The 16,944-nt window shown below is 66.6% G+C and carries 18 protein-coding genes; 14 read left to right on the forward strand and 4 right to left on the reverse strand.

The window, feature by feature from the left end; translation table 11 throughout:
- Positions 1–254 precede the first annotated feature (254 nt).
- Together PEM_RS05715 and PEM_RS05720 are read left to right on the forward strand one after the other, a co-directional pair.
- The gene (locus tag PEM_RS05715; RefSeq protein WP_004152833.1) at positions 255–881 is read left to right on the forward strand and encodes a DUF47 family protein; all 627 of its coding nucleotides are present in this window, start codon (positions 255–257) and stop codon (positions 879–881) included.
- Between the two features lie 13 nt (positions 882–894).
- Positions 895–2,016 carry an inorganic phosphate transporter gene (locus tag PEM_RS05720; protein WP_005416018.1) on the forward strand — a complete coding sequence of 374 codons (1,122 nt, stop codon included), beginning with the start codon at positions 895–897 and terminating at the stop codon, positions 2,014–2,016.
- Positions 2,017–2,390: 374 nt separating this feature from the next.
- Here PEM_RS05720 and PEM_RS05725 read toward each other — a convergent pair whose 3' ends face one another.
- The 3 genes from PEM_RS05725 to parE all read right to left on the reverse strand — a co-directional run bounded on the left by PEM_RS05725 (position 2,391) and on the right by parE (position 6,591).
- Positions 2,391–3,887 (reverse strand): S10 family peptidase, encoded by a 1,497-nt coding sequence (locus PEM_RS05725; protein WP_032954081.1) that lies wholly within the window; start codon positions 3,885–3,887, stop codon positions 2,391–2,393.
- 110 nt (positions 3,888–3,997) lie between these two features.
- Positions 3,998–4,576 carry a GNAT family protein gene (locus PEM_RS05730; protein ID WP_065179306.1) on the reverse strand — a complete coding sequence of 193 codons (579 nt, stop codon included), beginning with the start codon at positions 4,574–4,576 and terminating at the stop codon, positions 3,998–4,000.
- 125 nt (positions 4,577–4,701) lie between these two features.
- Positions 4,702–6,591 (reverse strand): DNA topoisomerase IV subunit B, encoded by a 1,890-nt coding sequence (parE, locus tag PEM_RS05735; RefSeq protein ID WP_005416021.1) that lies wholly within the window; start codon positions 6,589–6,591, stop codon positions 4,702–4,704.
- 171 nt (positions 6,592–6,762) lie between these two features.
- On the opposite strand from parE, the gene PEM_RS05740 reads away from it, so the two are divergent.
- From PEM_RS05740 to truD, 10 genes are all read left to right on the forward strand, one after another.
- On the forward strand, positions 6,763–6,996 hold the full coding sequence (locus PEM_RS05740; RefSeq protein ID WP_005416022.1) for a hypothetical protein: 234 nt from the start codon (positions 6,763–6,765) through the stop codon (positions 6,994–6,996).
- 400 nt (positions 6,997–7,396) lie between these two features.
- The gene (locus PEM_RS05745; RefSeq protein WP_111127142.1) at positions 7,397–9,061 is read left to right on the forward strand and encodes a CTP synthase; all 1,665 of its coding nucleotides are present in this window, start codon (positions 7,397–7,399) and stop codon (positions 9,059–9,061) included.
- Between the two features lie 89 nt (positions 9,062–9,150).
- Positions 9,151–9,981 (forward strand): 3-deoxy-8-phosphooctulonate synthase, encoded by an 831-nt coding sequence (kdsA, locus tag PEM_RS05750; RefSeq protein ID WP_010485995.1) that lies wholly within the window; start codon positions 9,151–9,153, stop codon positions 9,979–9,981.
- A complete protein-coding gene (locus PEM_RS05755) occupies positions 9,978–10,325 on the forward strand; it encodes a hypothetical protein (protein ID WP_111127144.1) in 348 nt (115 codons plus the stop codon). The genes kdsA and PEM_RS05755 overlap by 4 nt, the downstream gene beginning before the upstream one ends.
- Positions 10,325–10,654: a hypothetical protein gene (locus PEM_RS05760; RefSeq protein WP_111127146.1), complete on the forward strand. Its 330-nt coding sequence runs from the start codon at positions 10,325–10,327 to the stop codon at positions 10,652–10,654. The genes PEM_RS05755 and PEM_RS05760 overlap by 1 nt, the downstream gene beginning before the upstream one ends.
- A gap of 96 nt (positions 10,655–10,750) precedes the next feature.
- Entirely contained in the window at positions 10,751–12,043 is a 1,293-nt protein-coding gene (gene eno / locus PEM_RS05765; protein WP_053500065.1) for a phosphopyruvate hydratase, read from the forward strand.
- 4 nt (positions 12,044–12,047) lie between these two features.
- Positions 12,048–12,401, forward strand: coding sequence for a cell division protein FtsB (gene ftsB, locus PEM_RS05770; protein ID WP_005416028.1), 354 nt, complete (start codon positions 12,048–12,050; stop codon positions 12,399–12,401).
- Positions 12,398–13,096, forward strand: coding sequence for a 2-C-methyl-D-erythritol 4-phosphate cytidylyltransferase (gene ispD, locus PEM_RS05775; RefSeq protein WP_005416029.1), 699 nt, complete (start codon positions 12,398–12,400; stop codon positions 13,094–13,096). The genes ftsB and ispD overlap by 4 nt, the downstream gene beginning before the upstream one ends.
- 34 nt (positions 13,097–13,130) lie before the next feature.
- Positions 13,131–13,628 (forward strand): 2-C-methyl-D-erythritol 2,4-cyclodiphosphate synthase, encoded by a 498-nt coding sequence (gene ispF, locus PEM_RS05780; protein WP_005409005.1) that lies wholly within the window; start codon positions 13,131–13,133, stop codon positions 13,626–13,628.
- Positions 13,625–14,656, forward strand: coding sequence for a tRNA pseudouridine(13) synthase TruD (truD, locus tag PEM_RS05785; RefSeq protein WP_111127149.1), 1,032 nt, complete (start codon positions 13,625–13,627; stop codon positions 14,654–14,656). The genes ispF and truD overlap by 4 nt, the downstream gene beginning before the upstream one ends.
- Positions 14,657–14,727: 71 nt before the next feature.
- Here the strand turns inward: truD and PEM_RS05790 are convergent, their stop codons facing one another.
- Positions 14,728–15,267: a Smr/MutS family protein gene (locus tag PEM_RS05790; protein ID WP_005409007.1), complete on the reverse strand. Its 540-nt coding sequence runs from the start codon at positions 15,265–15,267 to the stop codon at positions 14,728–14,730.
- 209 nt (positions 15,268–15,476) lie between these two features.
- On the opposite strand from PEM_RS05790, the gene surE reads away from it, so the two are divergent.
- Both surE and PEM_RS05800 read left to right on the forward strand, forming a co-directional pair.
- On the forward strand, positions 15,477–16,256 hold the full coding sequence (gene surE / locus PEM_RS05795) for a 5'/3'-nucleotidase SurE (protein ID WP_005416031.1): 780 nt from the start codon (positions 15,477–15,479) through the stop codon (positions 16,254–16,256).
- Positions 16,253–16,930, forward strand: coding sequence for a protein-L-isoaspartate(D-aspartate) O-methyltransferase (locus tag PEM_RS05800; RefSeq protein WP_005416032.1), 678 nt, complete (start codon positions 16,253–16,255; stop codon positions 16,928–16,930). Before surE ends, PEM_RS05800 begins: the two co-directional genes overlap by 4 nt.
- Positions 16,931–16,944: the final 14 nt, after the last annotated feature.

Here is a 16,944-nt window from a genome sequence, read left to right on the forward strand (position 1 = left end):
GGCGGGTGCTTGCGATGGCGGCTGGCGCTCAGGAACAGGGTCCGGCGCGGCGCAGGGGGATAAGGGTCGTCGTCCATAAGGTGCGCCCGGAGGCGCGCTGGCATCTTAGCAAAGGGGCGTGGCAGGGTGGCAACCGCCTGTTCAGGTTGGGGGTCCCAGAGCCCGGAAAGGGCGCGGGGATACCCGTGATGGTCATCTAGCCGTCATAATTCGCTCTGGTGCCGTCCTTCCCGCGACGGCTGACAGGTTTCTCAATGTTCTCTCTGCAGACCATTTTCGGTTCCGGCAAACAGTTCTACACCCTGCTCGATGAGGCTGCCGTCGCGGCTTCCGATGCCGCCAAGGCGCTGCATTCCATGCTGCGCGAGGCCGACCGCCAGCCCGCGCTGGACGCCTTCAAGCTGGCCCGCCTGCGCGAACGCGCGGCCTCGGACAAGATCAGCCAGGCGCTGGTCGACAGCTTCATGACCCCGATCGAGCGCGAAGACATCGAAGCGCTGGGTTCGGCCCTGTACAAGATTCCGAAGCAGATCGAGAAGTTCGCCGATCGCTATTCGCTGGCCACGACCCACCTGGAGCACATCGACTTCGCGCCGCGCGCGGCGATGCTGGAACAGGCCGCCGGCGTGGTGGTGGAGATGGTGGCTGACCTGCGCCACATGAACCTGGACCGGATGACCGCGCTGAACGAGAAGCTGCGCTCGCTGGAGAACGAGGCCGACCGCCTGATGCTCGAATTGTACCGCGACATCTACTCCGGTCGCCTGGACAACCTGCAGATGTTCCTGCTGAAGGAGTTCTTCGAGATCCTGGAAAAGGCCATCGACCGTTGCCGCGAGGCCGGCGTGGTGGCGTACCAGATCGTGTTGAAGAACAGCTGACGGACGCCGCCGCATGTTGACCCTTGTCCTGGTGGTGATCCTGGCCGCGCTCGTCTTCGAGTTCATCAACGGCTTCCACGACACTGCCAACTCCATTGCCACCGTAGTGGCGACCAAGGTGCTCTCGCCCGGCTGGGCGGTGATGCTGGCCGCCTTCATGAACCTCATCGGTGCGCTGACCGGTACGGCGGTGGCGCTGACCATCGCCTCGGGCCTGCTCAACACCAACGTGGTCGAGGTCACTCCGCAGGTGATCCTGTGCGCCCTGCTGGGCGGCATCATCTGGAACCTGATCACCTGGTGGAAGGGCCTGCCGTCCTCGTCCTCGCACGCCCTGATCGGTGGCCTCTGCGGTGCCGGTCTGGCCGCGGCCCACAACAACTGGGACGCGCTGATCTGGTCGGAGCGCCTGGGCAGCTGGGCGCAGAACAAGGGCCTGCTGTGGAAGGTGTTCGTGCCGATGATCACCTCGCCGATCGCCGGCTTCCTGCTCGGCATCGTGGTGATGGTGCTGCTGTGGGCGCTGATCGCCGGCCTGGCCAAGGTCGGTGGCGCCATCGGCCGCCTGGCCCGTCCGCGCATCGTCAATGCCTTCTTCGGCAAGGCGCAGATCGCCTCGGCGGCCTACATGGGCTTCGCCCACGGCCACAACGACGCGCAGAAGACCATGGGCATCATCGCGATGACCCTGATTGGTGCCGAAGCCACCGGCGCACTGAACGATCTGCCGTCCTGGCTGGCCTTCATGCACCCGGACGCGCACGCCGGTGACGGCATCGCCATGTGGATCGTACTGACCTGTGCAGTGGTGATGGCGGCCGGTACCGCCTCGGGTGGCTGGAAGATCATCAAGACCCTGGGCCACAAGATGGTCAAGCTGCACCCGATCCACGGCTTCGCCGCGGAGACCAGCTCGGCCACCATCCTGACCCTGGCGGCCCACTTCGGCATGCCGGTCTCGACCACGCACAGCATCTCCACCGCGATCATGGGCGTCGGTTTCGCCAAGAACCCGCGTTCGCTGAAGTTCGGCGTGATCGAGCGCATTGTCTGGGCCTGGATCCTGACCATCCCGGCCGCCGGCGGCTGTGCGTACCTGATCCTGAAGCTGTTCGAGATGTTCGGCTGGACCTGATGCCAACGGCCTTGGGATCAGAGCCCTTTCCCTGCGGGAAAAGGATCTGATCCCGGTAAACGAAAAAGCCCGCCGGATACCGGCGGGCTTTTTTCATGGCAGATCATTCCTCTGTATCCAAGCGTGCCGACCAACGGTCGGCACCCACCAACAGCAGCAGGAACCTGTCAGCGGCGGGGTGGGGTGGATATGCAGGACCGTTGGCGCCATGGATGGCGCCATCGAGCCCCCATGGACGGGTTTACGGCGTGTCCTGCATATCCACCCCACCTCGCCAGCCCTCAGGAAGCCCGCTTTTGCAGTTGATCTTGCCGTGGACCTTGCCGTTGCCGTTGATCCGGCGGGTGCCGGGCCGCAGTCCCGGCCGACCCTCCTCAATTGCGTTGGAACAGCGCCTGCACATCCCTGCGGAACGCCGCCTGGCTGTCGGCCCGGCTGTAGAACATGTGCCCGCCCGGATAACTGCGCACCTGCACCCGGTCCGGATTGCTGCCCATCGTCGGCATCTGGTCCACGGTCAGGATCGAACCCATGAACGGGCACGACAGGTCGTTCCAGCCATGCACGATCAGCACCTGCAGGTGCGGGTCGATCGCCACGGCCTGGCGCAGCTGGGTCACCGCGCCATCGCGCAGCTCGCCATTGCGGTCCCACAGCCGGTTCACGTCGTAGTTCAGCGCCTGGTACCGCGCATCCACCTTCCAGCCGACCACGCGCGTCACGAAGTCGACCATCGCCGTGGTGGTCGGCGCGATGATGCTGTCCAGCAGCGGATCGTTGGCGCGCTGCTCCGGATCGTTCGGGAATGGATCGAACGCGGTTACGTTGGAATCGTAGCGGCTGCCCAGCGTGCCCTTGTCGCGGAACACTTCACGCAGGTAGGCCTGGGTTTCCAGCCGACCACCGGCACGGCGCACGAACTGCGGGTCCAGCCCGGTCAGTTCGGTCACCCGGCGCAGCATTGCCTCGGTCGCCTGCGGATCGCTGCGGCCCTTCATCAACGCGGTGGCGTAGTCGCCACGGGTGTATTCCACTACTTCGCGCATCGCTGCATCGGTCAGCTTGCCCTGGCGCTCCAGGTGCGCGGCGGCGATCGACGGCAGGGTCTGCATCCACGCCATCGGCGAGACATCGGCGTTGTCTTCCAGGGTCGGGCTCAGGTACGGCGAGACCAGTACCAGGCCGTTCATCGCAACACCCAGCCGGGTCTGCAGGTAGTGGGTGATGCGTGGGCCGCGGTAGCCGCCGTAGCTCTCGCCGGTCAGGTACTTGCGCGACGCCATGCGCTGGTTGCGCAGCAGCCAGTCGTAGATCGAGCGTGACAGGTATTCGATGTCGGCGCTGGGGTTGTACAGCGCCTTCTTCGCTTCGTCGTCGCCGATGCGCGCGCGGCTGAAGCCGGTCCCGACCGGATCAATGAACACCAGATCGGTGAAGTCCAGCCAGGTGCCGGGGTTGTCGTGCAGCGTCGCCGGCGCCGACGCGCTGTCACCCTCGGAGCCGAAGGTCACCACCTTGGGCCCGATCGCGCCCATGTTGAGGTAGACCGACGATGCCCCGGGGCCGCCATTGAGCGCGAAGGTCACCGGCCGGTCCTTGCCCGGCATCGTGTAGGCGGTAAACACCACGTCGGCGATCACCTTGCCCTTGGCATCGCGTACCGGCAGGGTGCCGACGGTGGCGGTGTAGTCCAGGGTGCGGCCGGCCAGGCGCATGCTCTGGCGGGCCGAGGCGTCTGCGGGCAACGCAGGTGCCTCGGTCTTGTCGTCCTTCGGATCGGGCTTGGCGTCGGCATCAGGCGCGGCCAGCACGCTGGCTGGGGCGATGAGCAGGCCGACGCAGAGCGCGGCAGTGTGCAACAGGGACTTCATGGCACCGGGTGGGCAGCGGAAGGGGATTGCGATGCTAGGCCGGTGGCGGCCCATGTCGTATGTGTCCAAAGGCATGGCCGTGCGTTGCGGCCGCTATTGGCCAGCTTGGGTCAAGCGGACAGGGCGGTTGCCGCTTTGTCATCGGCAAGCAGGCCATAGACGGCCGAGTCGGCCAGTTCCCCCTGGATGCGCCAGCGCTGGCGCAGCACTCCCTCGCGGCGGAAGCCCAGGCGTTCGAGCACGTGCGCGGAGGGTGCGTTGCGCGGGTCGATCTCGGCTTCCACGCGATGCAGGTGGAGGGTGCCGAACAGGTAGGCCAGTACCTGCTGCAGGGCCTCGTGCATGTAGCCCTGGCCCTGGCGATCGGGTGCCAGCAGGTAGCCGATCTCGGCGCGGGCTGCAGTGCGGTCCACTGCAAACACCACGCAGATGCCCAGCAGTGGACCTTCCAGCGATTCGCGCACGGCCAGCTTCAGCTGGGTACCGATGGCATGGGCGGCGAGATCATCGTCGATCTGCTCGCGCGCCTCGGCCTGTCGCGTCCAGGCCGGATGATTCCACCAGCGCATCACGTCGGGATTGGACTGCAGCGCGAACAGCGCGGCGGCGTCGTCACGGCGGATCGGGCTCAGGACCAGCCGTGCACTGTGCAGCGGCAGGTCGGGGAACAGCAGCGAGTGGCTGGCCAATACGGTGGTCCACGCGGATGGACGCGCATTATGGCGCCGCCGGGTTTGCCGATGGGGGCGGCATGCCCGGGGCGGATGGGTCGGATCCCTTTCCCGGCGGGAAACGGATCCGACCCCGCGAGGGATCAGACTTCCAGCGAAGCCAGGTCGCCCTTGGACTCCAGCCAGCCCTTGCGGTCGGACGCGCGCTTCTTGGCCAGCAGCATGTCCATCAGCGAGCGGGTCTGCTCGCCATCGTCCACGGTCAGCTGGACCAGGCGGCGCGTATCCGGGTGGATGGTCGACTCGCGCAGCTGTGGCGGGTTCATCTCGCCCAGGCCCTTGAAGCGGGTGACGTTGATGGCGCCCTTGATCTTCTCGCGCTCGATCTTGTCCAGCATCGAGCGCTTTTCTTCCTCGTCCAGGGCATAGAACACCTGCTTGCCCACATCGATGCGGAACAGCGGCGGCATCGCCACGAACACATGGCCGGCATCGACCAGTGCCGGGAAGTGCTTCAGGAACAGCGCGGTCAGCAGCGTTGCGATGTGCAGGCCGTCGGAGTCCGCGTCGGCCAGGATGATCACCTTGCCGTAGCGCAGGCCGCTGATGTCGTCCTTGCCGGGGTCGCAGCCGATGGCGATGGCCAGGTTGTGTACTTCCTCCGAGGCCAGCACGCTGTTGGACGAGACTTCCCAGGTGTTCAGGATCTTGCCACGCAGCGGCATGATCGCCTGGAAATCCTTGTCGCGAGCCTGCTTGGCGCTGCCGCCTGCCGAGTCACCTTCCACCAGGAACAGCTCGGTGCGCGACAGGTCCTGGCTGATGCAGTCTGCCAACTTGCCGGGCAGGGCCGGGCCCTGGGTGATCTTCTTGCGGACGACCAGCTTCTCGGTCTTCAGGCGCGCGCTGGCACGCTCGATGGCGATCTGCGCGATCTTCTCGCCCAGTTCCACGTTCTGGTTCAGCAGCAGGCTGAACGCATCATGGGCGGCACCTTCGACGAAACCGGCGGCCTGGCGCGAGGACAGGCGCTCCTTCGTCTGGCCGCTGAACTGTGGGTCGGTCATCTTCAGCGACAGCACGAACGACACGCGGTCCCACACGTCTTCCGGGGCCAGCTTGACGCCACGCGGCAGCAGGTTGCGGAAGTCGCAGAACTCGCGCAGCGCTTCGGTCAGGCCGGTGCGCAGGCCGTTGACATGGGTGCCGTGCTGCGCGGTGGGAATCAGGTTGACGTAGCTTTCCTGCACCAGCTCGCCTTCCGGCAGCCAGGCCACGGCCCAGTCAACTACCTCGGTGTCCTTCTTCAGGTTGCCAACGAACAGGTCGGCCGGCAGCGATTCGCGCTCGCCCAGCTCCAGCTTCAGGTAATCGCGCAGGCCGTCTTCGTAGTACCAGGTATCGACTTCACCGGTGGCTTCATCGGTCAGCTTCACGGTCAGGCCCGGGCACAGCACGGCCTTGGCGCGCAGCAGGTGCTTGAGCGCGCGCACCGCGAACTTCGGCGTATCGAAGTACTTTGGGTCCGGCCAGAAGCGCACGCGGGTACCGGTGTTCTTCTTGCCGACGCTGCCGACCACTTCCAGCGGCGTGGCACGGTCGCCGTTGCGGAAAGTGATGCGGTGTTCGGCGCCGTCGCGCTTGATGTGCACTTCCACCAGGGTCGACAGCGCATTGACGACGCTGACGCCGACGCCGTGCAGGCCGCCGGAGAAGGTGTAGTTGTTGTTGCTGAACTTGCCGCCTGCGTGCAGGCGCGTGAGGATCAGCTCGACACCCGGGATCTTCTCCTCCGGATGAATGTCCACTGGCATGCCGCGGCCGTCATCGCTGACCTCCACGCTGCCGTCCTTGTACAGGGTGATCTCGATCGAACGGGCGTGGCCGGCGAGGGCCTCGTCCACCGAGTTGTCGATCACTTCCTGCGCCAGGTGGTTCGGGCGCGCGGTGTCGGTATACATGCCGGGACGGCGCTTGACCGGGTCAAGGCCGGACAGGACTTCAATATCGGCGGCGTTATAGCGGGCGTTCATCTGTCTTCGAAAGCTTGGAGCGACGGGCAAGTGTGGGGTCTGGCACGGGATTTTGCACGCCTGCGGTTCAGTCTCGGCGACGCAGAGGCGGTAAAATGGCAGCCGCTGGAATCTGAACGCCGGCGGCCCCGTTGGGTCTGAACGTCCAAGCCATACCGCGAGGAGGACCTCATGAAGAAGTTGCTGACCATTGCGATCCTGGCCGCTGCCGCCGTTGCAGTGCCGCTGGTGGTGGCGCAGAACGCCGGCCAGCCGGCCCCGCAGCAGGGTGACCAGGCCGACAAGGCGCAGGCCGAGGCCGATGCCAAGGCCAAGCGTCGGGCCCAGGCCAATGCCGAAATGAAGGCGCAGGGCCAGCCGGCCCCGCAGCAGGAAGAGGAAGAGGAAGCGCGTAAGAAGCGCTGATCCCGTGGCCTGCCAGGCGCCCTTGCGACAAGGGTTGCGCTCCGGAACGCCCCGCCCAGCGGGGCGTTTTTTGTTGGATCGGCCGCACAAGCCCCTTGGGTTGGCGGCCATCAATCTGTAAACTATGGCTTTCCGGGAGTAAGTGCGTGTCCACCCTTTGCGAATGGGCTGGAGCGGCCAAACGTGGCTTCCAGCAAGGCGGGTCGCAGGTGACGGTCGATTTGACCGGCACGGCCGCCCCGACCTCGCACGATGGTTCCCGTCCGGCGCCTGCCGCCGCACGGATCCGCACCTCCCTCGCTGCCACAGCGAGCCGGAAAACCCCCTCTGAGCACCATGCCCGCCCTCCGGGTGCGCGTGGTGCTGCCGTTTTCCATTTCCAGACAGGATGCTTGCAGCCATGACTCCCTTGATTTTCGTAACCGGCGGCGTGGTGTCCTCGCTCGGCAAAGGCATTGCCGCCGCGTCGCTGGCCGCCATTCTCGAAGCCCGTGGCCTGAAGGTCACGATGATGAAGCTCGACCCGTACATCAACGTCGACCCGGGCACCATGAGTCCGTTCCAGCACGGTGAGGTCTATGTCACCGACGACGGCGCCGAGACCGACCTCGACCTGGGCCACTACGAGCGCTTCGTGCGCACCCGCCTGGGCCGCAAGAACTCGGTCACCACCGGCCGCATCTACGAGAACGTGATCCGCAAGGAGCGCCGCGGCGACTACCTGGGCGCGACCGTGCAGGTCATTCCGCACATCACCGACGAGATCCGTCGCTGCATCGACGAAGCCACCGAAGGCTATGACGTGGCACTGGTCGAGATCGGCGGCACCGTCGGCGACATCGAGTCGCTGCCGTTCCTGGAGGCGATCCGCCAGGTGCGCACCGAGCGTGGCCCGGAGAAGGCGCTGTTCATGCACCTCACCCTGGTGCCGTACATCGGCGCCGCCGGCGAGCTGAAGACCAAGCCGACCCAGCACTCGGTGAAGGAACTGCGCTCGATCGGCATCCAGCCGGACGTGCTGCTGTGCCGCTCCGAGCAGGCGGTGCCGGATTCGGAGCGCCGCAAGATCGCCCAGTTCACCAACGTTTCCGAGCGTGCGGTGATCAGCGTGCCGGACGTGGACGTGCTGTACCGCATCCCGTCTGGCCTGCATGCACAGGGCCTGGACGAAATCGTGGTGAACCAGCTGAAGCTGGCAGACAAGGCCGGTCCGGTCGACCTGTCGATGTGGGAAGACGCGGTCGATGCGACCCTGCACCCGCTGGACGAAGTGACCATTGCCGTGGTCGGCAAGTACGTCGATCACCAGGATGCCTACAAGTCGGTCGGCGAAGCACTGAAGCACGGTGGCCTGCGCCAGCGCACCAAGGTCAACCTGAAGTGGCTGGAAGCACAGGACCTGGAAGGCACCGACATGGCCGCGCTGGCCGATGTCGACGGCATCCTGGTGCCGGGTGGCTTCGGTGACCGTGGTTTCGAAGGCAAGGTGCTGACCTCGAAGTTCGCCCGCGAGCAGCAGGTGCCGTACTTCGGCATCTGCTACGGCATGCAGGCGGCCGTGGTCGACTACGCGCGCAACGTGGTCGGCCTGGAAGGTGCCAACAGCACCGAGAACGACCGCCAGTCGCCGAACCCGGTGATCGGCCTGATCACCGAATGGCGCACCGCCAGCGGCGATGTCGAGAAGCGTGACGACAAGAGCGACCTGGGTGGCACCATGCGCCTGGGCCTGCAGGAGCAGCGCCTGAAGCCGGGCACGCTGGCCCGCGAGCTGTACGGCAAGGACGTGGTCGCCGAGCGCCACCGCCACCGCTACGAGTTCAACAACCGCTACCGCACCCAGTTGGAAGATGCGGGCCTGGTGATCGCCGGCAAGTCGATGGACGACACCCTGGTGGAAGTGGTCGAGCTGCCGCGCGACGCGCATCCGTGGTTCCTGGCCTGCCAGGCGCATCCGGAATTCCTGTCCACGCCGCGTGACGGACACCCGCTGTTCATTGGTTTCATCCGTGCCGCGCGCGAGCGCAAGGCCGGCGGCAAGCTGCTTTCCGAAGCGCGCGCCTGACTTGTGAATGGGGGCTTCGGCCCCCATCCTGCATGCTTCAACCCCCAGCGCACCGGCCCGTCCGGTGCTGCGGACAACAAGGAAACGCCATGAAACTGTGTGGATTCGAGGTCGGGCTGGACCAGCCCCTGTTCCTGATCGCCGGCCCCTGCGTGATCGAGTCGATGCAGCTGCAGCTCGATACCGCCGGCAAGCTGAAGGAGATCACCGACAAGCTCGGCGTCAACTTCATCTTCAAGTCCAGCTTCGACAAGGCCAACCGCACTTCGGGTACCGCATTCCGCGGCCCGGGCATGGAAGAGGGCCTGAAGGTCCTGGCCGAAGTGAAGAAGCAGATCGGCGTGCCGGTGCTGACCGACGTCCACGAATACACCCCGATGGACGAAGTGGCCTCGGTGGTGGACGTGCTGCAGACCCCGGCGTTCCTGGTCCGCCAGACCGACTTCATCCGCAAGGTGTGCTCGGCCGGCAAGCCGGTCAACATCAAGAAGGGCCAGTTCCTGGCGCCGTGGGACATGAAGCCGGTCGTGGAGAAGGCCAAGGCCACCGGCAACGAGCAGATCATGGTCTGCGAGCGCGGTGCCAGCTTCGGCTACAACAACCTGGTCAGCGACATGCGTTCGCTGGCGGTGATGCGCGAGACCGGTTGCCCGGTGGTGTTCGACGCCACCCACTCGGTGCAGTTGCCGGGCGGGCAGGGCACCAGCTCAGGCGGCCAGCGCGAGCACGTGCCGGTGCTGGCCCGTGCCGCGGTGGCGGTGGGCATCTCCGGCCTGTTCGCCGAAACCCATCCGGATCCGTCAAAGGCGCTGTCCGATGGTCCCAACGCGTGGCCGCTGGACCAGATGGAGGCCCTGCTCGAGACCCTGATGGAACTCGACGCGGTGACCAAGAAGCACGGCTTTTCGCGCTTCGCGTGAGTCGTGACCCGTGGGTGGCGCTGGAAACCCAGCGCCGCCGCCGGCACTGGAGACAGTGGCCGTGGGGCCTGATCGCGCTGGGGCTGTCCGCGGTGTTCACCGTGGGCTTGTTCGGTTTGGTGCTGATCGGCGCCGCGTCCGTGCGGCCACCGGGTGATGGCGGCAGCGCGCTCGATCTTCGGGCGTATTTCATTGCGCTTGTGGTCGGAGAGCTGCTGGCCAGCGCAGCGTGCGTCGCTTCGGCTGTGCTGGCCTGGCGATTGAACCGTGGCAAGGTACCGGCAGGGCTGGCGATCATCCTGCTTTCTCTGTGGATCGGCACCCTGTTCTACGGATGGTTTTGATGAATACGACCCCATCGGCGCGCGGCTGGCCCTGGGGCCTGATCGCGCTGGCGCTGTCCGTGTTGACCTGGATGGCCCTGGTGGTGGGCGTGCTGGCCTTCACCGCCGGCTTCCGGCCGCCCGGGGACGGAAACAATGGCGTGCAGGCCACGCAGTGGTGGCTGCTGGGCGCGCTGGTCACGATGGTGCTGTGCTTTCTCGGCAGCCCGGTGGCGATGGTGTTGGCCTGGCGACGGCGGCGTGGCCCCATCCCTGCGGCGATTGCCGGTGCATTGCTGGTGATGCTGGTCTCGCTGGTCCTTATCGTGATCGGGTCGAGCTGGGGCTGATGCAGGCCACGCCATTTGGCAAGTGGCGGGCAGCCGGGGATAATCACGCGGCATTCGTTTTGTCGCCCCCTCTCCAGACAGGTAACCGGCCCGACCATGAGTACGATCCGCAGCATCCACGCCCGTGAAATCCTCGACAGTCGTGGCAATCCCACGCTGGAAGCCGAAGTCATCCTGGAGGACGGTTCGTTCGGTCGCGCCGCGGTTCCCTCAGGCGCCTCGACCGGCACCAAGGAAGCGGTCGAGCTGCGTGACGGCGACAAGACCCGTTACCTGGGCAAGGGCGTGCGCAAGGCCGTTGATAACGTCAACACCACGATTGCCGCCGCGCTGAAGGGGTTTGAAGCCACCGACCAGGCCGGCCTCGACCGTCGCCTGATCGATCTGGACGGCACCGAGAACAAGGGTCGGCTGGGCGCCAACGCACTGCTGGGTGTTTCGATGGCCGCCGCGCACGCCGCCGCCGCATCCAGCAAGCAGGCGCTGTGGCAGTACCTGGCTGCCCGGACCGGCGTGACCCCGTCGCTGCCGGTGCCGATGATGAACATCATCAACGGCGGCGCGCATGCCGACAACAACGTCGACTTCCAGGAGTTCATGGTGCTGCCGGTCGGCTTCACCTCGTTCTCCGAAGCATTGCGCGCCGGTACCGAAATCTTCCATTCGCTGAAGTCGGTGCTGAAGGGCCACGGCCTGAGCACGGCGGTGGGCGATGAAGGCGGCTTCGCGCCGGACTTCCGCAGCAACGTCGAAGCGCTGGACACCATCCTCGAAGCGATCGGCAAGGCCGGCTACACCGCCGGTGAAGACGTGCTGCTGGGCCTGGACGTGGCCTCCAGCGAATTCTTCGAGAACGGCAAGTACAATCTGGTCGGCGAGAACAAGCGCCTGACTTCCGAGCAGTTCGTCGACTTCCTCGCCGACTGGGCCGCGCAGTACCCGATCATCACGATTGAAGACGGCCTGGCCGAGAACGACTGGGCGGGTTGGAAGCTGCTGACCGACCGCATCGGCAAGAAGGTGCAGCTGGTCGGTGACGACCTGTTCGTGACCAACCCGAAGATCTTCCAGGAAGGCATCGACTCGGGCACCGCCAACGCGATCCTGATCAAGGTCAACCAGATCGGCACGCTCAGCGAAACCCTGGAAGCGATCGCCATGGCCGACCGCGCCGGCTATGCCGCCGTGGTCTCGCACCGGTCGGGCGAAACCGAAGACACCACCATCGCCGACATCGCCGTGGCCACCACCGCCACCCAGATCAAGACCGGCTCGCTGTGCCGCAGCGATCGCGTGGCCAAGTACAACCAGCTGCTGCGCATCGAGGAAGCCCTCGGCGCCGGCGCGCGTTACGCCGGTCGTGACGCGTTCGTTTCGCTGAAGCGCTGAGCCGATGCGCGACTGGCGCTGGATGCTGCTGGTGCTGGCCCTGTTGCTGGGCTGGCTGCAGTACCGCTTCTGGTTCGGTCCGGGCAATTCGGGTGAAGTGATGATGCTCGAAGCCCAGGTCGCCAACCAGGAACGGGACAATGAGGGTCTGCAGCAGCGCAACGACGCGCTGGCCGCCGAAGTGAAGGACCTCAAGGAAGGCCAGTCCGCCATCGAGGAACGCGCGCGCAGCGAGCTGGGCATGATCAAGCCCGGTGAGAAGTTCTACCGCGTGGTCGAGGATGCGCCGGTCCGTCCGGCGCAGCCCGCTGCAGGCGTCACTGTCCAGGCCGGCGATCACCCGGCGGACGTGCCATGAGCGCGGCGATCTGGGTGGTGGTTCCGGCTGCCGGCCGTGGCGCCCGCTTTGGTGCGCCGCTGCCCAAGCAGTACCTGCAGGCGGGCGGGCAGATCCTGCTCGCTCATACCCTGGACGCGCTGCTGGCGCATCCGGCCGTGGCCGGCGCAATGGTGGTGATCGGCCAGGACGACGGCGACTGGCCGGGCTGGAGCGAATGGGCCGGCAAACCGGTGCTGACCTGCATCGGCGGCGCGACCCGTGCCGCCTCGGTGCTGGCTGGGCTGCAGGCGTTGCCGGACTCGGTGCGCGCTGATGAATTCGTGCTGGTCCACGATGCCGCGCGACCCAACCTGTCCCTGGCCGATCTTGGCCGCCTGCTTGAAGTCGGTCGTGCCGATCCGGTCGGGGCGATCCTGGCTGCACCGGTGCGCGACACCCTCAAGCGCGCGGGCGACGACGGTGGCATCGATGGCACCGAACCGCGCGAGCGGCTGTGGCGTGCACTGACACCACAGCTGTTCCGCCGCCACCAGCTCAGCCGCGCGCTGTCCGACGCCGCCGCTGCCGGTGTTGAAGTCACCGACGAGGCCATGGCCATGGAGCGCCAGGGCCAGCGCCCGCTGCTGGTGGAAGGCAGCGAGGACAACTTCAAGGTCACCACCCCGGCCGATCTGGACCGGTTCGAATTCGTACTTTCCCGCCGCGCCGGCTGACTGCCCGCGCGGCCCTGCTGCAAGGGCTGCATCCATGAGCACCGCACCGTTCCCGCCCGTCCGTATCGGCCAGGGCTACGACGTCCATGCCTTCGGTGAAGGCGATCACATCATGCTCGGCGGAGTGAACGTGCCGCACAGCTGCGGCGTGCTGGCGCACAGCGACGGCGACGTGATCCTGCACGCCCTGTGCGATGCCATGCTCGGTGCGCTGGCGCTGGGCGATATCGGCCAGCATTTCCCGCCGAGCGATGATCGCTGGAAGGGCGCCGACAGCAGCGATTTCGTGCGCCATTGCGACAGCCTGCTGCGCGAGCGTGGCTGGCGCGTTGGCAACACCGACATCACCGTGATCTGCGAGCGGCCGAAGGTTGGCCCGCATGCGCTGGCCATGCGTGAGCGCATTGGTGGGTTGCTGCAGCTGCCGCTGGACGCGGTCAGCGTCAAGGCGACCACCTCGGAGAAGCTGGGCTTCACCGGCCGCGGCGAAGGCATCGCCGCGCAGGCGGTCGTGTTGCTGGTGGCGGCATGATCCCGCTGCCGTTGGCGTTTGGTGCGCCGCTGTTGACGGCGCGCATCCGCACCACGCCGGACGATTTCCAGGTGGATGAACTGCCGGCCTTCGAGGCCACCGGTGAAGGCGAGCACCTGTTGCTGCACATCCGCAAGCGCGGCGCCAACACCGTGCATGTGGCCAAGCTGCTGGCCAAGTGGGCGGGCCTGCCGGAAATGGCGGTGAGCTACGCCGGCATGAAGGATCGGCATGCAGTCACCACCCAGCGTTTCAGCGTGCACCTGCCCAAGCGCGTCGCGCCGGATCTGGCCGAGCTGGCCAGTGATGAGATCGAAGTGCTCGAAGCGACCTGGCACAACCGCAAGCTGCAGCGTGGTGCACTGGCCGGCAACCGCTTCAGGCTGGTGCTGCGCGAGGTGCAGGGCGATGCTGCGGCGATCAGCGAGCGCCTGCAGCAGGTCGCCGGGCGCGGCCTGCCGAACTGGTTTGGCGAGCAGCGCTTCGGCCGCGACGGCGGCAACGTGCCTGCCGCATTGGCGATGTTCGGTGGCCGCCGCATGCGCAAGGACCAGCGTTCGCTGCTGCTGTCAGCCGCCCGCTCGGCGCTGTTCAATCGTGTGCTCGCCGCGCGCGTGGAGCAGGGCAACTGGGATCAACCGCTGGACGGTGAAGTGTGGATGCTCGACGGCAGCCGCAGCGTGTTCGGCCCCGAACCCTACACCGACGTGCTGGCCGAGCGCCTGGCCCGTTTCGACATCCATCCCAGCGCGCCGCTGTGGGGCGAAGGCGAGCTGCGCAGCGCCGACGCTGCACGTGAGCTGGAGCTGGCCGCGCTGGACGACGAGGAATCGAAGGCGCTGCGCGCTGGCCTGGAATACGCACGGCTGAAGCAGGAGCGCCGCGCGCTGCGCCTGCGCCCGGCGTTGCTGCAGCATCAGTGGTTGGCCAGTGATGTACTGGAACTCTCGTTCGCGTTGCCGCCGGGCTGCTACGCCACCGCCGTGCTGCACGAACTCGGCCCCGTCGAAGACGCCGCGCAGGCCTGACAGAAAAAGGGGACGGAGGGAATTAAGTCGTTTGTGGCACAAACGACTTAATTCCCTCCGTCCCCTTTTTGTCAACGCCGCGCCAGCAACACCAGCACCGCGCCGGTGCCGCCTTGCCCGGTCGGCGCCGAATGAAACGCCAGCACGTCGTTGCGAAGCCGCAGCAGGCGATCAACCAGGTTCTTCAGCACCGGTGCACCGCCATCGGACTGCAGGCCCTTGCCGTGGATGATGCGCACGCAGCCATACTCGTGTGCATGCGCTTCCAGCAGGAACTGGCGCAGCAGGGTTTCCGCCTGCGCGGCGGTGGCGCCGTGCAGGTCGAGCTCATCCTGTACCGAATACTGGCCGCGCTTGAGACGCTGGAACAGGCGCGGTGGCAGGTTGTCGCGGCGGTAGCTGGCCACGTCGCCCGCTTCCAGCGGCGTACTGTCGCGCAGCAGCCGCGCAAACTCGCCCGCGGCTTCGGCCTCGTCGCGTTCGGCCATGCGTGCGCGCGGCTTCGGCCGGGGCGCAGCAGGCGCCGGTTCGGCATCCTTGCGCAGCGGCGTCACTTCACCGATGGCCGCACGGAACAACGCGGCCGGATCTTCGTCTTCAGGGTGCGACATGCGCACAGGGTAAACCGCCGGCGCGGGTCTGCCTATGACGGTTCGATGTCGGCCGTGACCGCCGGCAGGGTAGGACCGGCGGCTCGCATGCGGCACAATAGACGATGCCCTTGCAGGGTCGACGGCTTCCGCAGGGGAGTACGACGGTCCCGCCCACACTGCACGGTGACGGAATCGAATTCTTGGAAAATCAAGCGGTTAAATCGAAGATGCGAATCCTGGTCAGTAATGACGATGGTGTCGACGCCGCAGGCATCCGGATGCTTGCTTCGGTCCTGCGCGAGGCCGGACACGAAGTCACGGTGGTCGCGCCCGACCGCGATCGCTCCGGTGCCAGCAACTCGCTGACCCTGGACCTGCCGATCCGGCTCAAGCGCATCGACCATTACACCGTTTCGGTGGCTGGCACGCCGACCGACTGCGTGCACCTAGCGCTGACCGGCCTGCTTGAATTCGAGCCGGACATCGTCGTGTCAGGCATCAACAACGCCGCCAACCTCGGCGACGACGTGATCTATTCCGGCACCGTCTCGGCGGCGATGGAAGGCCGCTTCCTCGGCCTGCCGGCGGTGGCGGTCTCGCTGGTTACCCGCAACCACGATCCGAAGCACTTCGACACCGCCGCGCGCGCCGCAGTGGAGATCGTGGCCCGGCTCAAGGCCGATCCGCTGCCGGCCGACACCATCCTCAACGTCAACGTGCCGGATCTGCCGTGGAGCGAGGTCAAGGGCTTCGAGGTCACCCGCCTTGGCAACCGCCATCGTGCCGAAGGCTGCATCGCGCAGAAGGATCCGCGCGGCAACGAGGTGTACTGGATCGGCCCGGCCGGGCGCGAGCAGGACTCCGGCCCGGGCACCGACTTCCACGCGGTGCGCACCGGCCACATCTCGATCACCCCGATCCAGGTGGACCTGACCCGCTACCAGGCGCTGGAGAAAGTGGCCAGCTGGGTGGGTGGCCTCAGCGCCGCGCTGGACCGGCCGGCATGAGTCCACGCCTGCGACTGCAGCCGGAAGCTGTCGGCATCGGCATGACCTCGCAGCGCGTGCGTGACCGTCTGGTCGATCGCCTGCGCGAAGCTGGCATCGTCGACGAGTCCACCTTGAACGCAATCCGGGTTGTGCCGCGCCATCTGTTCATTGATGAAGCACTGGCCTCGCGTGCCTATGAGGACACCGCGCTGCCGATCGGCCATGGCCAGACCATCTCGCAGCCCTGGGTGGTCGCCCGGATGACCGAGGCGGTGCTCCAGGTCGCGCCGAAGCGCGTGCTGGAAGTCGGCACCGGCTCGGGCTACCAGGCCGCCATCCTGGGCGCGCTGGGCCTGGAGGTCTACACCGTGGAGCGTATCGGTGACCTGTTGCGGCAGGCACGCAAGCGCTTCCGCGCACTGGGCATGAACATCCGCACCAAGCATGACGACGGTCGCGCCGGATGGGCCGAGCACGGTCCGTTCGATGCCATCGTGGTCACCGCCGCCGCGCCTGCACTGGTCGATGAACTGGTCGGGCAGCTGGCTGAAGGGGGGCGCCTGGTGGCGCCGGTGGGTGGCCCGGGCGGACAGTCGCTGGTGCAGCTGGACCGCAAGCCCGATGGCAGCATCGAACAACGCGTGCTGGCACCGGTCACGTTCGTGCCGCTGCTGTCTGGCATGCTCGACTAATCCACGGAGCAGGG

The organism is Stenotrophomonas sp. Pemsol (genome assembly GCF_003586545.1).
Lineage (GTDB): Bacteria > Pseudomonadota > Gammaproteobacteria > Xanthomonadales > Xanthomonadaceae > Stenotrophomonas > Stenotrophomonas sepilia.